Origin of the sequence: Sinomicrobium kalidii, assembly GCF_021183825.1 — a bacterium.
GTDB lineage: Bacteria > Bacteroidota > Bacteroidia > Flavobacteriales > Flavobacteriaceae > Sinomicrobium > Sinomicrobium kalidii.
Genome location: NZ_CP089211.1, coordinates 4,442,986 through 4,459,814, shown reverse-complemented (window position 1 = coordinate 4,459,814; position 16,829 = coordinate 4,442,986). Strand labels below are relative to the sequence as shown.

Below are 16,829 nucleotides of genomic sequence, written 5' to 3'. Positions count from 1 at the left end.
GACTGTCTTTAGCATAAAAGACCTGCGTCCTAAAAGAAATGTGGGAATAGCCCGGAATGAGAGGACCACAAATAAAAACGGAGAAAACGCGGTATAAATTTGGTCAACAGGACAAGGCTAAGTAATTTTAAACTTTAAAATTTAGATATTATGAGAAAAGTAGCATTATTAACATTATCCGTATTGTTTTTATCCGTTTCCTGTAAAAACACGCCGAAAAAGGAAAAAGAAGCTGTCACCGAAAAAGAAGAACCGGCTCCTACCGGGGCCAAAACAGAAACCGTTGAAGAACTTACGGTGCAGATGGACCCTAAAAGTGACTCCGAGGTAAAAGGAATGGCCATATTCAAGGAAGAAAACGGTACCGTGACCATGACCGCTACTTTCGAAGGCCTGGAACCGGGAGAACACGCCATCCACCTGCACGAAAAGGCAGATTGTTCCTCCCCGGACGGAAAATCCACAGGCGGCCACTGGAACCCCACTTTTGAAAAACACGGAAAATGGGGAGACGCCGAAGGATATCACAAGGGTGATATAGGAAACTTTACTGCTGATGAAGAAGGTAAAGGCGCTATCACTTTTTCCACAGACGAATGGTGTATCGATTGTGATGACGATACCAAAAACATTGTGGGAAAAGGTGTTATTGTACACCAGGGCGCAGATGATTTCACCTCTCAGCCCAGCGGTGCTGCAGGAGCTCGGATAAGCTGCGGTGGAGTAATACTGCAATAATTTTTCCAGAAACATTTCAGGGGCTGACCACAAACGAACATACACATAACTAATCCCTATACCCTATGAACCCCTCGGCGGCCGGATGGATAGGTAAATTAAACACCATACTGGGAGAATCGGACGGGTTTCCGATAAAAAACATCCGGTTGTACGGCAAGCTCAGGGCATCGGGGTTTATTTACGGTACAAACGTAAAGCCGGCGCTGCCCCTGCATATTGAAAATAAACTCACCGAGGAAGAACTGTCCAAGACCCATTTGTACCTCTCCCTCCTGACGGTTTATTATTCATATCACGGAAAACTGGTTTACGAAAAAGCCATAGACAACATCATTGCTTTCTACACCAAAATAGAAAGCAATGATGTTTCTTTTTTTGACAAACTCCTCTCCGGCAAAAAACCGTCGTCAAAACTGGAAAAGATCATCGGCAACAGGATACAGTTTGACGAAAATATCCTTACCAAAAATTTCAACCGCGTACTTACCAACGCACTGCTGTATATCGATACACTCACCTATATAAAGTTCCTGGAAGGGAACACTGATTGTATTGCATATGCCAAAAACCTGGAGACCTTTGTTATTGATACCATGTACCGCGCCCTGGAAGCCAAACCCGAAAAGAACGAATACGATATCCAGCTGGTACGCCTGTTCGAAGCCTCGGCCAGATATACCGGATCGTTTGACAAGCAGGCTCCGCTCATCCCGTTCCGTAAAACCAGTTCGTATACTTCGGTACTGGAAAAAAAATACATTACAGACCTGGCCTGCCTTACTGTGTGGAATGACGGGGCCATTATTGAAGAAGAAAAACAATTTGTACTGAAACTCGGCGAAAGCTTGTCATTGCAAACAGAAGAGGTTGAAAGGTCCATCGCCTTTGTGCAGGATTTTTTCGGAAAACACCGGGATGAAATTCCTATCCTGAATTTTTCCAACCCTGTAAAACATTTTTATGACAATTCCACCAAGATGGTAAGCAACCTGATCCTTCGCAATAAAAAACGGTTACAACAGGAGCTTTCGCTGAGCAGGGAACTGGTGGTACTTCTGTCCAAATCCACCGTAAAGGAACTAACCAAAGAAGAAAAACAAAAAGTAAAGACCCAGTTGCTGGACATCTGTAAATCCATTCCGTCCCTGGCCATTTTCCTGTTGCCCGGAGGAGGGGTCCTGCTCCCGATCCTGATCAAATTTATCCCCCAGTTGCTCCCTTCTGCCTTTAATGATAACAAAATATCCTGAGCTGCTTTTTAATACTCCGGGGAGCCTCTTCCCCATATCTATTACATCTCCGTGTCAATTTATCTGCATCTTGTGTCAATTTTTTGACGATTTCGTTATATTCCATACAACATTCTTTCATAAATAAAAAAAATCTGTACTTTTAGGCGGCAATTTAGCATTTACAGATAGCTTTGACCGACTTTTGTTTCTACATGTGTTGAAGTCTATCTTTTTTTGTGCGAGATCAATCTGAACCTATTATGAATTTTTCTACTACTGACATTGTTATTTTTACCGGTTACATTATTGTGCTGGCTGCCATAGGATTATGGCTTTCATTCAAAGATAAACAGGAAGGGGCCGAAGACTACTTCCTGGCCAGCAAATCACTTCCATGGTGGGCCGTGGGCGGCTCCCTCATCGCATCGAACATATCGGCCGAACAGTTTATCGGCATGTCCGGATCGGGCTATGTGGTGGGAATGGCCATCGCTTCCTACGAACTCATGGCAGCCATTACCCTGATTATCGTAGCCAAGTTCTTCCTGCCTATTTTCATCAAAAAGGGGATCTATACCATGCCCCAGTTCCTCGAGGAACGCTTTGACAAAAGGGTACATACCGGACTGGCTATATTCTGGGTACTGCTCTTTGTATTTGTCAACATTACCTCCGTACTCTATCTCGGTGCACTGGCACTTAAAACCATCATGGGTATCGATATGGTATATGGTATTATAGGCCTGGTTATTTTTTCGGCCACCTTTTCCATTTTCGGGGGACTCAAAGCCGTGGTATGGACTGATGTAATACAGGTCACCGTACTGATTTTCGGCGGACTCCTGGCCAGTGTACTCGTCCTTAATGCCATAGGAGGAGGTGTCTGGGAGGGTTTTTCCGCCCTGCTGGAAAGGGCTCCGGAAAAATTTGACATGATCCTGGACAAAGGCCACGAAGAATACAAAAACCTCCCCGGAATAAGCGTCCTTGTCGGTGGTATGTGGATCGCCAACCTCTATTACTGGGGAAATAACCAATATATCATACAACGTGCACTCGGTGCCAAGAGCCTGAAAGAAGCCCAGAAAGGTACGGCCTTTGCAGCCTTCCTGAAGGTATTGCTTCCCCTTATTGTTGTTATCCCCGGTATCGCCGCCTTTGTTCTGGATGCCGACATTACCAAGCCGGATGAGGCTTATCCGTGGATACTCGACAATTACGTCATTACCGGGTTCAAGGGGCTTGCTTTTGCCGCCCTCATCTCGGCCATAGGTTCTTCCCTGAGTTCCATGGTCAACAGTGCATCTACCATATTTACAATGGATATCTACAGGCCTTTGGATAAAACGGCAAGTAATAAAAAAATAGTGACTATAGGCCGTATCGTAGCCGCACTGTCGCTTATCATCGGGGCTATTGTGGCGCCCTTGCTGGGCAATCTCGACCAGGCCTTCCAGTTTATCCAGGAATACACCGGCTTTATCAGCCCCGGAGTGGTGGTTATATTCCTTTTCGGCATGTTCTGGAAAAGGACATCGGCCAATGCGGCTTTCTGGGTGGTCATTTTGTCCATTCCCCTGTCCGTAGCTTTAAAATATTTTACCCCGGGCATTCCGTTTATGAACAGGATGGGACTTTGTTTCCTGATCCTTTCTGCCGTGATCATGGGTATATCCCTGCTGGAAAACAAGATGGAAGATCCCAAGGCCATTTACTTTGAAAAAGGACTTTTCAAAACCTCCCCCGTATTTAATACTTCCGCAATCCTCATTATGGGCATTCTGGCGGTGATCTACGCGGTATGGTGGTAGGGCACCTACGTTCTACGGGTGAAAAAAACAAATTAAACAGGCTACAAAGGACCATAAAGAATGACAACAACGAGATTAACAGACAAAATAAAGTCCCTTTTTATTGACAAACACAACACTTCCCCCCTGCTTATCCAGTCCCCGGGAAGGATTAACCTCATCGGGGAACACACCGATTACAACGACGGTTTTGTTCTCCCGGCAGCCATAGACCGTTATATCAGCTGTGCCATAGACAAAAACGGGCATGCAGACCGTTGTTCCGTTTATGCGGCAGACTTCAGGGAAACCTGTGAATTCAACCTTACCGACGTCAAACCACAGGAAAAAGGCAGCTGGAAGAACTATGTACTGGGCGTAGTTGTGGAAATACAGAAAACGGGAAAAGAACTGTCCGGTTTTGACATCGTTTTTGGTGGTAACATCCCGAACGGTGCCGGATTGTCTTCTTCCGCAGCGCTGGAAAACAGCATCGCCTTCGGATTGAATCAACTTTTTGGCCTGGGCATTTCCCGGCGGGACATGACACTCATCTCACAACAGGCAGAACACCATTTTGCCGGGGTAAAATGCGGTATCATGGACCAATTTGCCAGTATGCTGGGCCAAAAGGACCACGCCCTGTTCCTCGATTGCAGGACGCTGGACTACACTCCGGTGCGGGTGGATTTTGCCAACCACGAGCTGCTCCTCATAAACACCAATGTAAAACACAGCCTGGCCGATTCGGCCTATAACGACCGGAGAATTGCCTGCGAAACCGGCGTTGAACTACTGCAAACGAAATTTCCCCATATAAAGGCCCTTCGGGATGCCACAGAAGACGACCTGCTCGGGGTAAAGCCCCTAATGGATACCGAAGTATATACCCGATGTCTTTATATAATACAGGAAAACAACAGGGTGCAGCAAGCGGTAACCGCAATGGGAGATGACGATATTTCGAAATTGGGAAGCCTGCTTTTTGCTTCGCATAAAGGCCTGCAACACCAATATGAAGTAAGCTGCCCGGAACTCGATTACCTCGTGGAAAAAGCAAAACAAAATTCCGATATTACGGGAAGCCGGATGATGGGCGGTGGCTTTGGAGGGTGTACCATCAACATTGTAAAAAAAGGAACGGCAGACCGCTTTGTACAGGATATTGAGCAGGAATACAGCCGGAAATTCGATAAAAAGATCAGTACATACAACGTAGCCCTTACAGACGGTACGGGTTTGACGGAATTATAATCGTGAAACCCGGTATAATTTGATCAGGATAAAAGCAACACTACTGCACAGATACAGAACAGAGAAACACAAACCATAACGTTACCATGATCCAGACAGACATACTGCAAAACCAGTCGCATAAAAGATACAACATATTAACAGGCGAATGGGTGCTGGTCTCTCCCCATCGCACCAAACGTCCGTGGCAGGGACAACAGGAAAAACGCGCAGCAGAAGAAAGGCCTTCCTACGACGAAAACTGTTACCTGTGTCCCGGAAATGAAAGGGCCGGAGGCGAAGTAAACCCGGAGTACACCGATACTTTTGCCTTTACCAATGATTTTGCAGCACTGCAATCGCAATCCGATCCGTTTGTCATTAACGACGGGCTGCTCAAAGCCGAAAGCGAGGAAGGTACCTGCAGGGTGATCTGCTTTTCCCCGAACCATTCCAAAAGCCTGGCCGATATGGATACCGGGGCTATTGAAAAAGTGGTCTCCCTCTGGCAGGATGAGTACCGGAACCTCGGACAGCAGAAAAACATCAACTACGTTCAGATATTTGAAAACAAGGGCGCCGTAATGGGATGCAGCAACCCGCACCCACACGGACAAATATGGGCACAGGGTTCCGTTCCGAACGAAGTGGCCAAAAAGGATGCCCGGCAAAAAGAATATTACACCACACACCACACGAGCCTCTTATCGGATTATGTCTCACAGGAAATCAGTACCGGGGAAAGGCTGGTGTATGAAAACGAACATTTTGTAGTGCTTGTTCCGTTCTGGGCGGTATGGCCTTTTGAAACCATGATCGTTCCCAGGAAACAGCAATCGCATATCGGAGAACTTACAGCTGAGGAAAAGACGGCCTTTGCCGATGCCATCAGGTTTATCACGGCCACTTACGACAAGGTATTCGACTGCTCTTTTCCTTACTCTTCGGGAATCCACCAGGCCCCCACTAACGGCGAAAACAACGACCACTGGCACTGGCACATGACCTTTTATCCGCCCCTGCTTCGCTCGGCTACGGTAAAGAAATTTATGGTGGGTTATGAAATGTTTGCCATGCCCCAGCGCGACATTACCGCGGAAAGCGCGGCACAGCGTTTAAGGGACTTAGCCTAACCAGTCCTTAAACCCCTTTACCCGTTCCCGGCTTACGATGATCTCCTGTTCTCCGTATTTATGAAGCTTTAGTTTTAACCGGGCATTGGTATAGGCAATAATATCGCAGATAGCGTTAATGTTGACAAAAAATTTCCGGCTTACACGGTAAAAGTTTTCAGGAGACAATTCGGTTTCAAGGGCATCCAGGGTGTTGTCCAACAGATAATTTCTCCCGTCGGAGGTGTAGATATATGTGCCCTTGTTTTCACTGTAAAAGCATTCTATGTCCTCCACCGGGATCATCTTGAGCCGCTGTCCTATTTTTACGGTAAAACGGCTTTTGTACTGACGGTCGATCGGGTTTATGAGCATTTTTTTCACCGCCTCGAAATCGAGTTGTATGGAACGTGCGGGAACCCTGTCCCGGTATTTGTCCAATGCTTCCCTGAGCTCTTCATCGTCTATGGGTTTTAAGAGATAATCTATGCTGTTCAGTTTAAAGGCACGGAGGGCGTATTCGTCGTATGCCGTGGTAAAGATCACCACACTTTTTACGTCTATCGTATCAAATATCTCAAAAGAGAGTCCGTCCGACAGTTGAATATCCAGAAAAATAAGGTCCGGATGCTCGTTTCGCTGAAACCACTCCACAGCCTCTTCCACCGAATGGAGCATCCTGTCCACGGCAATCCCCAGCTTTTCTATCATGCGCTGTAACCGCCGTGCTGCCGGTTTTTCATCTTCAATAATTATGACTTTCATAGCCTGACCGCTTGTCATATAAAACTCATCAACAAATTATTAAACATCCCTGTAAAATTCATAAAATCACCCAATTGCCCATTTTCAAATTGGCACATTTAGTATTCAACCTCTTCTTATTCCCACCGCTCCCTTTTATCTTTTTCCATATACTTTCTGATCTGGCGTTCTTCCCATGTTTTGCCGAGAAAAAGGTCGGGGACAAATGTAGTCACTCCGTGAATCACAACACCAATTCCCCAGAAAATTGCGGTGGAGAACGTACCGAAACTCCAAAATTCGTCACCCTTCCACTCCATCTCTGTTCCGATCAATACCAACAGGAACACGTTAATGGCCAGATACCAGAACAGATGACGGTAAAATGCCTTTATCCTGTTAAGTTTTTTCTTAGCGAAGAGGTATCTTTCCTCCCTGGTGTAAGTTTTCATAATTTGGTATTTTAAAGTTTACAAAAAGCCAAATGCGGCTATACCTATTGCCATCTGGCCGTTTTTTCATCTTCCTCCATATACTCCCGTATCTTTCGTTCTTCCCATCTCCTGCCGAAAAAGCCGTTGTCCAGGAAAACCTTTCCGGCGTGAAAGGCCAGGCCGATCCCCCAGCCGAATACGGGAAACCAGAACCATTTAAACTCCCAGTAGGTCCTGTAGTTGATAAAGATCAGGAAAGGGATCACAATACAGTAAGAGCCAAGGTTCCAGTAAAATTCCTTGAGTTCTTCCACCCGCCTTCTGGCGGCGAGGTACTTTTCGCTCATTTCAGTATTTTCAGTAGTCATAACTTCTATTTGTTTGGTTAACACGGGAATTTTCACTTCAAAAAAATCGGTGGTTTCGTTGATCACTACTTTTCTTTCCGTGATCAGGTCGTAACGTTGACTGATATTAGCCAGCCCTACCCCGCTTCCTTTTTTAACCACTTGTTTGGGCTGTATATTGTTGCGTACCACAAGGTTCCCTTGTTCCTCAAATATTTTTATTTTCAGCGGGCGCCTCACGGTGACCATATTGTGCTTCACGGCATTTTCCAGTAAAAGTTGCAGGGAAAGCGGCACCACTTTGGCGTCGGGATTATCCGGTGCATCGGGCATATCGAATTCTATACTGTCTTCAAAACGCATTTTCAGCAGACCGACATAGGTTTTGGCGAATTGCAGTTCTTCTTCTACCGATACTACTTCCTTATTCTTCTGTTCCAGTACATAACGGTATATCTTAGACAGTGAAGTCGTAAATTTTTGGGCCTGTTCCGGTTTTTCATCGATAAGGCTGGCAAGTACGTTGAGGCTGTTAAACAGAAAATGCGGGTCGAGCTGGTTTTTCAGGGCGTCGAACTGGGCAGATGCCGTGCCGGCTATGATCTTCTGTTCCTTGACCCGCTTTTCCTGGAATGCCCTATAAAAGTAGAAGGTGTGAAAGAACAGGGATATAAGCAGGGTGATCACAGCGGCCACAACATAAAACCCCCAGTTTTCATTTATCAGAAAGCTTCGGAAAGACACACCGTCTATAACCACCCGGTGAAAAATACGCAATACAAACATGGAAGGCAGGGTGATTATAATGGAACTCAATGTTCCCACAAAAAAATTATACTTCCTGTTCTTCCTTTTGTTGATATTATTAATGTAACGTATCAGGTAAACATTGACAAAGGTAAGGGGCACCCCGTACAAAACGTAATAGGCAAATAAACGCAAAACGCCGTGATCCAGTGCCGTTGAATACCCGGAAAAGAACCTGTAAGTCTGGTCTATCAGGAAAAGAACGGCACTTATGAGCAGGCCTATGGCTGCAATCTTTATAAATTCCCTTATCTTCATAGTCTTTGTCTTGGATTCCGGTTTAAACGGCTTCTGTATAGCTAAATGTACAATTTTCTCCGGTAAGCCATTTACACATCGACAAATTTGCGGCAATTTCACCCGCTTTTAGAAACAGATTGCCCGAACTGTCGAAATTCGGGGATGAACCGTAAAAGCATACAAAAAACCATCCCGAACAGGTGTCCCGGATGGTTTTTTTAAATAACTCCGAATATAAAAACTATTTCCTGATAAACCGTTTGGTCATCTTTTCTGTGTCAGAATACAGCTGGATAAAATATACTCCGGGCAGTAGTTTATCGATGCGTACCGCATTGTTTTGCAGCACACCTTTATCTACCATTCTGCCGGACAGGTCTATAATGCTGTACTTTATTTTTTTCCCGGGACGCTCTATATGCAACAGGCTTCCCCGTGCGGGATTGGGATACAGGGTCACTCCGATTTCCGGGGAGGCTTCTCCCCGGCCTTCGGCAGCTACAGTGATCCGGGAGTCTTTTGCCGTCGAACTGCCTCCCACACAGAAATCCGTGGATTCCGATGCGTTGAAACTGCTCCCGGAAGCCAGTACTTCACCGGTTTCCGTATTGGTCAGGCTATAGGACCCGTTACCGTAGGAACAACATATGCCGTCACCATAGCTATCCCGGATGACAAAAGTGTAACACCCGTCGGCCAGCGACTGGCTAACAGCCAGGGTGGAACCGTCAGGTTCGTCGTCATAAGTACCTCCCTGTGCTACCACACTGCTGCTCTCATCCAGTATTTCCCAACTGGTTTCTTCGGGGTAGTTATCAAAAGTAAGCGATAATTCCACATCCGAAGCCCCCGGAGGCGGTGTGGTAGTGCCGATACAAAAGTCCGTAGCCTCCTCTTCAGTAAAAGAACCTCCTGAAGCGAGAGTATCTCCGGTTTCGATGTCAGTCAGTGTATAGGAACCATTGCCATAGGAACAGCACATTCCGTCACCATAAACGTCCTTAATAACAAAGGAATAACACCCGTCGGCCAAAAATTCTTCTGTAACCAGGGTGGAGCCATCGGGCTCGCTGCCATAGGTGCCCCCGGAAAGTACAATTTGCCCCCCTTCGTCCAGTACTTCCCAGCTTGTTTCTTCGGGATAGTTATCAAAAGTAAGGGTCAGCCGGACATTGTTGTCATCTCCTCCGCCGGGTTCGTCGGAAATCGTAAAATTGGTATTGGAGATATCGTAGAAAATATTGTTTGAAGCCTCTATTCTTATCCTGTTCTGATTTCCAGCATTGTCCGGAACGGTTATATCGGCCGACCCGGTATTGGCCACCCCGGAGGCCAGGGTCACGGGAAAGGTATTCCCCCCGTCCGTAGATAACAATATATTGACATTCTGACAATTTACCGGGGCTCCGGTGGTTCCGGCAACATTCCAGGTTACCGTTTCGGTGGTCCCGATCTGCCAGTTGATATTACTGTTCGGAGAAGTAACGACAAAGGGACCGGAGTTTCCGTCCACTGTCACTACCATATCGTCACTGTTATTAGCGCCCCCGCCGGCCCTGTTATCCCTTACGGTAAGCCGGAAGTTCAATATTCTCCCCACATCGGGAACCACTTCCCACTGGGAGGATGTACTACCGGACAACACCGTACTCAGTGCCGGAAAATACCTTTCTTCGGAAGTGGACGGAAGCATTGAGCGGAACGCCACACCGGAAGTTGCGGTAGCACTCGGATAGGTGTGTGCCGCATTGTTCTCATCCATTTGCTCCCAGCAGTATGTGAGTTCGTCTCCGGCATCGGCATCCGTTCCGGCACCGGTCAGTATAAAAGGGGTCCCTTTGGGAATGGTAATGTCCGACCCTGCATCCGCAGTGGGCACATTATTGCCTGTTGCCGTTTCGGTCTGGCAACTGGTGGATTTTACGTAATTGGTTATCTGTTCTACGGTAAACGCATGAAAATAGGGATCACTGTGCGACTGTACGTCAGTCCCCCCGGTAATCCCGGCATATCCCATGATCGTTGACCCGCTTCCGGGTTCAAAATGGGCATCCGTGCCTTCGTTACGGATGGTAAACGTATGATTACCCCCGAACTGGTGGCCTATCTCATGGGCCACATAGTCCACATCAAAATTATCGCCTTCGGGAGTAGAATGCGAACTGAAGCCGCTCCCCTTCTGATTATCCACACAAACACAGCCAATGCACCCGGCATTACCGTTATTGCTGCCCCGTTGCAACAGGTGACCGATATCGTAATTGGCTTCCCCTATGGTACTGCTCAACGTGGATTGCAACTGGCTGTTGTAACTTCCTGTATAAGGGTCGGTAGAAGCATTGGTATAAATTACATCATCCGTATTGGCAATGAGTTGCATGGTGACACCGAAGTCCACTTCATAAATACCGTTTACCCGTGTTATGGTGGCATTTATAGCGGCAAGGGCATCGGCTTTGGTGCCTCCGAAATATTGTGTGTATTCACCGGGAGCGGATACGGCAAGCCGGAACGTCCGCAATACCCCGTCATCGGCATTGGGCCTGGCCTGTATATCTGCAACACCTTTAGTCATTTCGTCTTTTACGGTACATTCAAAAGGTTCGAGCGGGGCTTCGCGGTCTTTCCTGTCATATACCGTGTAATGGGTGCGGTCTGAAGTATAGGGTTCGATAAAAACCGTCCCTTTCCCGGAAGAAAGCCGCATGCTCTGCAAGCCCAAATGGGATATACTGAAACGGATCACCATCGAAGGATCGTCCACACCCTGCCCTGCATAGGAGCGGATACCCGGGTACTTCGCCGCCAGTTCGGGATGCATTACGGAAGCTTCCACCACGCGGAAACGTTCCATTTCCCCTTCCGCATTGGGAAACCGTATCACAACACCTGTACGCGTCCCGGTCCGGTTTCTTTGCGGGACTTTTTGCAGGGCCTGTTTCATCCCCTTAACATTCAGTTTGTAAATCTTTCCGTAAGAGAGGGCCTGTTTTGCTGCCAGCACTTTCGACTTTCCGGGCCGTTGGGCAGCAGACCAGAAAGCATCTTGTCCGTAGCCATACCAGAGGCTAAATAAAAAAATCAGAATAAGTAGTCTTTTTCTCATAATAGGTTAAGTTTTAGATTGTTTTTAAAAAGTTAAAATTAACAAAAATGCATTAAAACAACTCCAATTATAACTTAATTTTTCCAAAACCTCACCTTATTTTTATAAAGCGCATAAAAAAACCCGTACTTACGGGGCTTTTTTTAACTCAAACAATATATTTTAAAAAAGTGAAAAATCCGGCTTTAAACATCGGGGGAGTTATTCGAGGGAAGACCAAAACCGGATCACAGGATTATTTAAAAATGACTTCTTTATCGGTGGCGGGAAGTTCAACAAAAACAAAAGGCTGGGTGATGGCCATTGTTGTCATATCGTCTTTTCCGGGATGTGATTTTTTGATATGAACGGTAATGTTCTTATCAGTCTCTTCAACTTTTTCGATCTCCACGCTGTTCCCTCCCGACGACTGTTGCCCCATAAAAACGGCCACGACCGCTTTTTTTGTAAAGTCTACCTCGGGAACGGAAATTCCGGGCCTCCGCATCCGGTTAATAACGGCATATGCGTTTTCCAGTTCTTTTTGCGTGGTTATTATCCTGTTTTCCGGGGCATCCGTTCCTCCGTAGTTGTCTTTAAGCAGGATCTTATAATCGACGGGCTGTCCCGGAGCCCGGTTTTGTGTTGTGATCTCCTGTTTGGTACTTCCACAGGCCAATGCAACCAAAACAAGTCCGACAAATACTAATGCTTTCTTCACGTTTTCTATATTATTTTCCGGTATGGGGTGCGAATCCGGTGTTAACTGTTCTGTTCTTCTTTCCGGTTTTTTTCGTCATCCGTTCCCTGTTCCTTTTTTCTTTCGTAATAATTATCCCGGAAAGATTTTCCTTTGCGTTTCCTCCACCGACGCACATTCCTCCGGCTGTTCCACAATACGAGGAGGAACAAAACCGCTATAATGACTATCCAGCCAATATTGTTCATCTTACTTTAATTTCTTATAAAATTACATCTTTACGGGCGAATTATAAAATCTTCCCTGGCCTGGCCTTCCCTGAAAAATACGATCCCGGCATAAAACAGGTCGATGGTCACCACCACTTTTCCATTTTTTTTCACCATTTCCCAGGTTTTTTCAGCCGTTTTGTTACGGTGTATTTTTTCAAGTACCAATATGTGATCACCCTTAAAATCGGTTTCACTGAGGAAACGGGACACTTCGCCCGGAATAAGGGGTTTGTTATAACAGGTGATACGAGGCCGCTCTGCGGGGTTGATCGCTATTCCCGGAAAACAGGTCTTCAGGGAAGCGGAGAGCCTTTCATCTGAAGCCTCTGCAATGTGAATGCTCCCGATCCCGAAATAAGCAATCGTACGGAATAGTATTCGCCGGTGCACCGGGCCCCTGTATTTTTTGCCGCGATACAGCCCCCTGGTCACATAAGCGTATACAAAAGGGGAGTGCACGCCGTGCTGATTCGTAGATTTCAACAGAAATTTCAGGTACTTCAGCATGTGTTCATCCTATTCTTTGTAGGAGAGTTCCAGCCAGCGATCGGTCTTTGTTTCGATCTCTTCCAGGACTTCCCGGAGTCTTACGGACAGTTCATCAATACGATCGCCTTCGAGTTCACTGTCTGAAAATTTCGTTTCAATCTCCGCTTTTTCTTCTTCCAGTTTCCGGATTTCCTTCTCCAGCCTGCTGTATTCCTTCTGTTCGTTATAGGACAATCCCTTATTGGCATCTTTCCTCCAGGTATTTTCCTTTTTAGTACCGTACTCTGCTGTTTTCGTTCTGTTTTCCTCGGGAGGGACACTTTCTTCATAGGCCCTGTAATCAGAATAATTTCCGGGGAAATCCTCTATTTTGGCTTTTCCTTTAAAAACAAAAAGGTGATCCACGATCTTGTCCATAAAATACCTGTCGTGCGATACTACCACAAGGCATCCTGGGAAGTCGAGTAAAAATTCTTCCAGGACATTGAGCGTTACAATATCCAGGTCGTTGGTAGGTTCATCGAGAATAAGGAAATTCGGGTTCTGGATAAGCACGGTACAGAGGTACAGTCTTTTTAATTCCCCCCCACTGAGTTTCTCTACGAAGTCGTACTGTTTTTTCCTGTCGAACAGGAAGCGTTCCAATAATTGGGCCGCAGATATCTGCCGTCCCTTGGCCAGGGGAATGTAATCGCCATAGGCCCGGATAACGTCAATGACCTTTTGTTCCGGTTTTACCTCAATCCCTTCCTGGGTATAGTAACCGAACTTTACCGTCTCCCCGATCACGATCTTCCCGGTATCGGGCAGAACTGCACCGGTAAGCAGGTTCAGGAAGGTGGATTTTCCGGTACCGTTCTTCCCTATGATGCCTATGCGTTCCCCTTTTTTGAACACGTAATCGAATTTCTGTAATATACTTTTATCTCCGTAGGTTTTGGAAACATTGTGGAGTTCTACGATCTTGCTCCCCAGCCTTTCCATATTGATCTCCAGCTGTACCCGGTGTTCTTTTCTCCGCTGATGGGCCTTTTCTTTAATGGTGTGAAAATCATCTATGCGTGATTTGGACTTGGACGTTCGTGCTTTCGGTTGGCGGCGCATCCAGTCCAGTTCCTTCACATATAGATTCCTAGCCTTTTCTGTCGATGCTTTTTCTGCTTCTACCCGGGCTTCTTTTTTTTCCAGGTAATACGAATAATTCCCTTTGTAGGTGTACAGTTTTCCGTCTTCCAGTTCTACGATCTCATTGCACACCCGTTCCAGGAAATACCGGTCGTGAGTCACCATAAAAAGCGTGATACTTTCCCTGGAAAAATAGGACTCCAGCCACTCTATCATTTCCAGGTCAAGATGGTTGGTTGGTTCGTCGAGGATGAGCAGGTCGGGTTTATTGAGCAAAACGGTAGCAAGGGCCAGACGTTTTTTCTGTCCGCCGGACAGGGAAGCGACTTTCTGTGAAAGGTCGTCCAGTTTTAGCTTGGAAAGGATTTGCTTGTATTGCGTTTCAAAGTCCCAGGCGTTATGGAGTTCCATTTTTTCAAATGCCTTTTGATAGGCCTTTTCTTCCTCCGGGTTACGCAATGCCTTTTCATACTCCCGGATAATTTTCAGTATCTTGTTGTCTGAGGCAAAAATGGTCTCTTCCACGGTAAGTTCGTGCTGCAGGTCGGGTTCCTGCGGTAAAAACCCGATATATATCCCGTTCCGGGAAATGACCCGCCCCGTATCGGGAACGTCCTTTCCGGTTATGATATTGAGCAGGGAAGTCTTACCGGTTCCGTTCTTGGCAATAAAGGCCACCTTCTGGTCCTTATTGATCCCGAAAGAAATGTCGGTAAATAATACCCGTTCTCCAAAGGATTTGGATATATTTTCTACAGATAGATAATTCATTGGCCTGTCTCCACTTTTTCTAAGGAGGTAAAACTACAAAAGAGAAGCCATCCCCAAAACATCAGGACTACAAATATTTTACATTTTTGCAGTTCAGGCCACCTGTTACGAATTCTCACGGCGGGTTTTCTATTTCAGCAATAATAAAATCCCTGTAAATATCAGTACCATTCCGCAGATACGGCAGGTCCACCGGCCAAAAGGAGCAAGTTTCTCAACAAGTACAAACAAGGTAATCCCGGCAATCCATAACAGGTTCATGACACCGCCGAAAAACAATAACAGCATCAACGCCCAGCAGCACCCCAAGCAATACAGGCCGTGCTTTACTCCCAATCGCAATGCTCCCCATATCCCGGGTTGCCAGTGTTGTGTCAGAAAACTGATCGGAGAGCGGCACTTGCCCAAGCAGGTATGCTTGAAAGGAGTAAACTGCCACAAGCCGGCCAGAAGAAGTATAACGGAGGCAAAAAGCTTGTCGGCAGGTTCCATCATCATATCGAGAAGGGCCGCTTCAGCCAGCACCCATTGCAGTAATGTAGCTACCGCACTGAAGCCTGTCCATGCCAGCAAATAACCTGCAGCAAAAGCATAGCTGCGCGACACGGGTCTGTACGGGTCGGGACTGTGTCGTACTATCTTTTCAAACATCAGGATGGCAGGAGCTGCGCTGGGCAACATCATACCGGCCATCATGACCACCCACATCAGGAATATGAATATGATATAACGGGCATCCCAGCTGTTCTGCATCATCCAGGCCGAAAGGCCATCCATACGACCATACATATCTACTGCCGCCGGTGCCAGCCAGGCCCAACACAGTAGCACGATGCCTATTATCCCGCCGAGAATGATGAGTCTCGGTCTACGCAGAAATTCACTGAATCTGGTCATCGGATCGGAACAACTTTCATCTGTATCCGGCTATCGGGACTTATACCGCAACTATACCGTCGTTGTTCCATGCTGCATAATATACATGGGCATGCGACTCTTCCAGGTCGAGCTTTATAGCCGCCTTGTCCAGGGTGTGGGTTTTACCGCTGATAAATTCGGCTTCGTTGTATTCAAAACCCTGGGGGAATGTCACTCGTGAACGGGATTCTGCACCTGTAACCTTATTGCGAATGGGAGTTCCTTCGGCTTTTACCAGCTCCTTAACGTTCAGATGCGCTTTTCCCGCCTCGATATCACAATCAAAATCAATAGCAGCAGCTACAGATGGTTGGAGGTGCGGAGCCATCGCAGCAAATATCTGGAAGAATGTTCCTTCGGCAGAAACCTGTCCTCTCCCGATGGTTTCCAGAGCCTGACGCTGATCGGCCGAAGCCCGTTCTTCTATGAAAAGCTGTACTTTACCGTCTCCTTCATGCACGGCACCAGGCCACCAAAAAAGCGTACCCCATACAAGCCCGTCCAATCGTATACCATCAAGATTGCCCTGTTCAATACGCATGGCCCATAAAGCTTCGCACTGACCACTGGTAGGGAGGGCATTAAACTGACAGGGGCAACCCCAGTCGCAATTGCAGGTAGCAAAGGCAGGACCCCTGATCTCAAATTCTGTCGTTTCCATTTTTAATGTTTTTGGTTAGTAATGGTCTCGACTAAAGATACGACTTCTAAAAGAGATATACAATTAAGGCCCAGTCAATTAATGCATTACAAAACAGAAATGCCCCGGAATCATAGCGATTTCAGGGT

At 46.6% G+C, this 16,829-nt stretch carries 15 protein-coding genes; 5 read left to right on the top strand and 10 right to left on the bottom strand.

Translation table 11 applies throughout. The features are described from left to right. The first annotated feature begins 150 nt into the window (after nt 1–150). The 5 genes from LS482_RS18210 to LS482_RS18190 all read left to right on the top strand — a co-directional run bounded on the left by LS482_RS18210 (nt 151) and on the right by LS482_RS18190 (nt 6,129). Nucleotides 151–738 carry a superoxide dismutase family protein gene (locus LS482_RS18210; RefSeq protein ID WP_233028941.1) on the top strand — a complete coding sequence of 196 codons (588 nt, stop codon included), beginning with the start codon at nt 151–153 and terminating at the stop codon, nt 736–738. Nucleotides 739–803: 65 nt separating this feature from the next. Beyond that, nucleotides 804–1,991, top strand: coding sequence for an LETM1-related biofilm-associated protein (locus tag LS482_RS18205; RefSeq protein ID WP_233028940.1), 1,188 nt, complete (start codon nt 804–806; stop codon nt 1,989–1,991). 242 nt (nt 1,992–2,233) lie between these two features. Beyond that, nucleotides 2,234–3,784, top strand: coding sequence for a sodium/sugar symporter (locus LS482_RS18200; RefSeq protein WP_233028939.1), 1,551 nt, complete (start codon nt 2,234–2,236; stop codon nt 3,782–3,784). A gap of 60 nt (nt 3,785–3,844) precedes the next feature. Further along, on the top strand, nt 3,845–5,017 hold the full coding sequence (locus LS482_RS18195; RefSeq protein WP_233028938.1) for a galactokinase: 1,173 nt from the start codon (nt 3,845–3,847) through the stop codon (nt 5,015–5,017). A gap of 86 nt (nt 5,018–5,103) precedes the next feature. After that, on the top strand, nt 5,104–6,129 hold the full coding sequence (locus LS482_RS18190) for a UDP-glucose--hexose-1-phosphate uridylyltransferase (RefSeq protein WP_233028937.1): 1,026 nt from the start codon (nt 5,104–5,106) through the stop codon (nt 6,127–6,129). Here LS482_RS18190 and LS482_RS18185 read toward each other — a convergent pair. The 10 genes from LS482_RS18185 to LS482_RS18140 all read right to left on the bottom strand — a co-directional run bounded on the left by LS482_RS18185 (nt 6,121) and on the right by LS482_RS18140 (nt 16,701). Then, on the bottom strand, nt 6,121–6,873 hold the full coding sequence (locus tag LS482_RS18185; protein WP_233028936.1) for a LytR/AlgR family response regulator transcription factor: 753 nt from the start codon (nt 6,871–6,873) through the stop codon (nt 6,121–6,123). The two genes, LS482_RS18190 and LS482_RS18185, sit on opposite strands and share 9 nt — an antisense overlap. A 116-nt stretch (nt 6,874–6,989) precedes the next feature. Next, the gene (locus tag LS482_RS18180; protein WP_233028935.1) at nt 6,990–7,304 is read right to left on the bottom strand and encodes a 2TM domain-containing protein; all 315 of its coding nucleotides are present in this window, start codon (nt 7,302–7,304) and stop codon (nt 6,990–6,992) included. Nucleotides 7,305–7,348: 44 nt separating this feature from the next. Then, on the bottom strand, nt 7,349–8,698 hold the full coding sequence (locus tag LS482_RS18175; RefSeq protein WP_367890582.1) for a 2TM domain-containing protein: 1,350 nt from the start codon (nt 8,696–8,698) through the stop codon (nt 7,349–7,351). A 223-nt stretch (nt 8,699–8,921) separates the two neighbouring features. Then, the gene (locus LS482_RS18170) at nt 8,922–11,786 is read right to left on the bottom strand and encodes a zinc-dependent metalloprotease (protein ID WP_233028934.1); all 2,865 of its coding nucleotides are present in this window, start codon (nt 11,784–11,786) and stop codon (nt 8,922–8,924) included. A 235-nt stretch (nt 11,787–12,021) separates the two neighbouring features. After that, nucleotides 12,022–12,486, bottom strand: a complete 465-nt coding sequence (locus LS482_RS18165; RefSeq protein ID WP_233028933.1) for a protease complex subunit PrcB family protein — start codon at nt 12,484–12,486, stop codon at nt 12,022–12,024. A gap of 41 nt (nt 12,487–12,527) precedes the next feature. After that, nucleotides 12,528–12,713, bottom strand: a complete 186-nt coding sequence (locus tag LS482_RS18160) for a hypothetical protein (RefSeq protein ID WP_233028932.1) — start codon at nt 12,711–12,713, stop codon at nt 12,528–12,530. Between the two features lie 30 nt (nt 12,714–12,743). Next, a complete protein-coding gene (locus LS482_RS18155) occupies nt 12,744–13,244 on the bottom strand; it encodes a hypothetical protein (RefSeq protein WP_233028931.1) in 501 nt (166 codons plus the stop codon). A gap of 9 nt (nt 13,245–13,253) precedes the next feature. After that, nucleotides 13,254–15,122 carry an ABC-F family ATP-binding cassette domain-containing protein gene (locus LS482_RS18150; RefSeq protein WP_233028930.1) on the bottom strand — a complete coding sequence of 623 codons (1,869 nt, stop codon included), beginning with the start codon at nt 15,120–15,122 and terminating at the stop codon, nt 13,254–13,256. 129 nt (nt 15,123–15,251) lie between these two features. Next, on the bottom strand, nt 15,252–16,019 hold the full coding sequence (locus LS482_RS18145) for a DUF2182 domain-containing protein (RefSeq protein WP_233028929.1): 768 nt from the start codon (nt 16,017–16,019) through the stop codon (nt 15,252–15,254). 40 nt (nt 16,020–16,059) lie between these two features. Beyond that, on the bottom strand, nt 16,060–16,701 hold the full coding sequence (locus LS482_RS18140) for a DUF1326 domain-containing protein (protein ID WP_233028928.1): 642 nt from the start codon (nt 16,699–16,701) through the stop codon (nt 16,060–16,062). Between the last annotated feature and the right edge of the window lie 128 nt (nt 16,702–16,829).

What these genes read in the sequence shown, in the direction of transcription:
- LS482_RS18210 (WP_233028941.1), top strand. Translation starts at nt 151, where the DNA reads ATGAGAAAAGTAGCATTATTAACATTATCCGTATTGTTTTTATCCGTT.
- LS482_RS18205 (WP_233028940.1), top strand. Translation starts at nt 804, where the DNA reads ATGAACCCCTCGGCGGCCGGATGGATAGGTAAATTAAACACCATACTG.
- LS482_RS18200 (WP_233028939.1), top strand. Translation starts at nt 2,234, where the DNA reads ATGAATTTTTCTACTACTGACATTGTTATTTTTACCGGTTACATTATT.
- LS482_RS18195 (WP_233028938.1), top strand. Translation starts at nt 3,845, where the DNA reads ATGACAACAACGAGATTAACAGACAAAATAAAGTCCCTTTTTATTGAC.
- LS482_RS18190 (WP_233028937.1), top strand. Translation starts at nt 5,104, where the DNA reads ATGATCCAGACAGACATACTGCAAAACCAGTCGCATAAAAGATACAAC.
- LS482_RS18185 (WP_233028936.1), bottom strand. Translation starts at nt 6,873, where the DNA reads ATGAAAGTCATAATTATTGAAGATGAAAAACCGGCAGCACGGCGGTTA.
- LS482_RS18180 (WP_233028935.1), bottom strand. Translation starts at nt 7,304, where the DNA reads ATGAAAACTTACACCAGGGAGGAAAGATACCTCTTCGCTAAGAAAAAA.
- LS482_RS18175 (WP_367890582.1), bottom strand. Translation starts at nt 8,698, where the DNA reads ATGAAGATAAGGGAATTTATAAAGATTGCAGCCATAGGCCTGCTCATA.
- LS482_RS18170 (WP_233028934.1), bottom strand. Translation starts at nt 11,786, where the DNA reads ATGAGAAAAAGACTACTTATTCTGATTTTTTTATTTAGCCTCTGGTAT.
- LS482_RS18160 (WP_233028932.1), bottom strand. Translation starts at nt 12,713, where the DNA reads ATGAACAATATTGGCTGGATAGTCATTATAGCGGTTTTGTTCCTCCTC.
- LS482_RS18155 (WP_233028931.1), bottom strand. Translation starts at nt 13,244, where the DNA reads ATGCTGAAGTACCTGAAATTTCTGTTGAAATCTACGAATCAGCACGGC.
- LS482_RS18150 (WP_233028930.1), bottom strand. Translation starts at nt 15,122, where the DNA reads ATGAATTATCTATCTGTAGAAAATATATCCAAATCCTTTGGAGAACGG.
- LS482_RS18145 (WP_233028929.1), bottom strand. Translation starts at nt 16,019, where the DNA reads ATGACCAGATTCAGTGAATTTCTGCGTAGACCGAGACTCATCATTCTC.
- LS482_RS18140 (WP_233028928.1), bottom strand. Translation starts at nt 16,701, where the DNA reads ATGGAAACGACAGAATTTGAGATCAGGGGTCCTGCCTTTGCTACCTGC.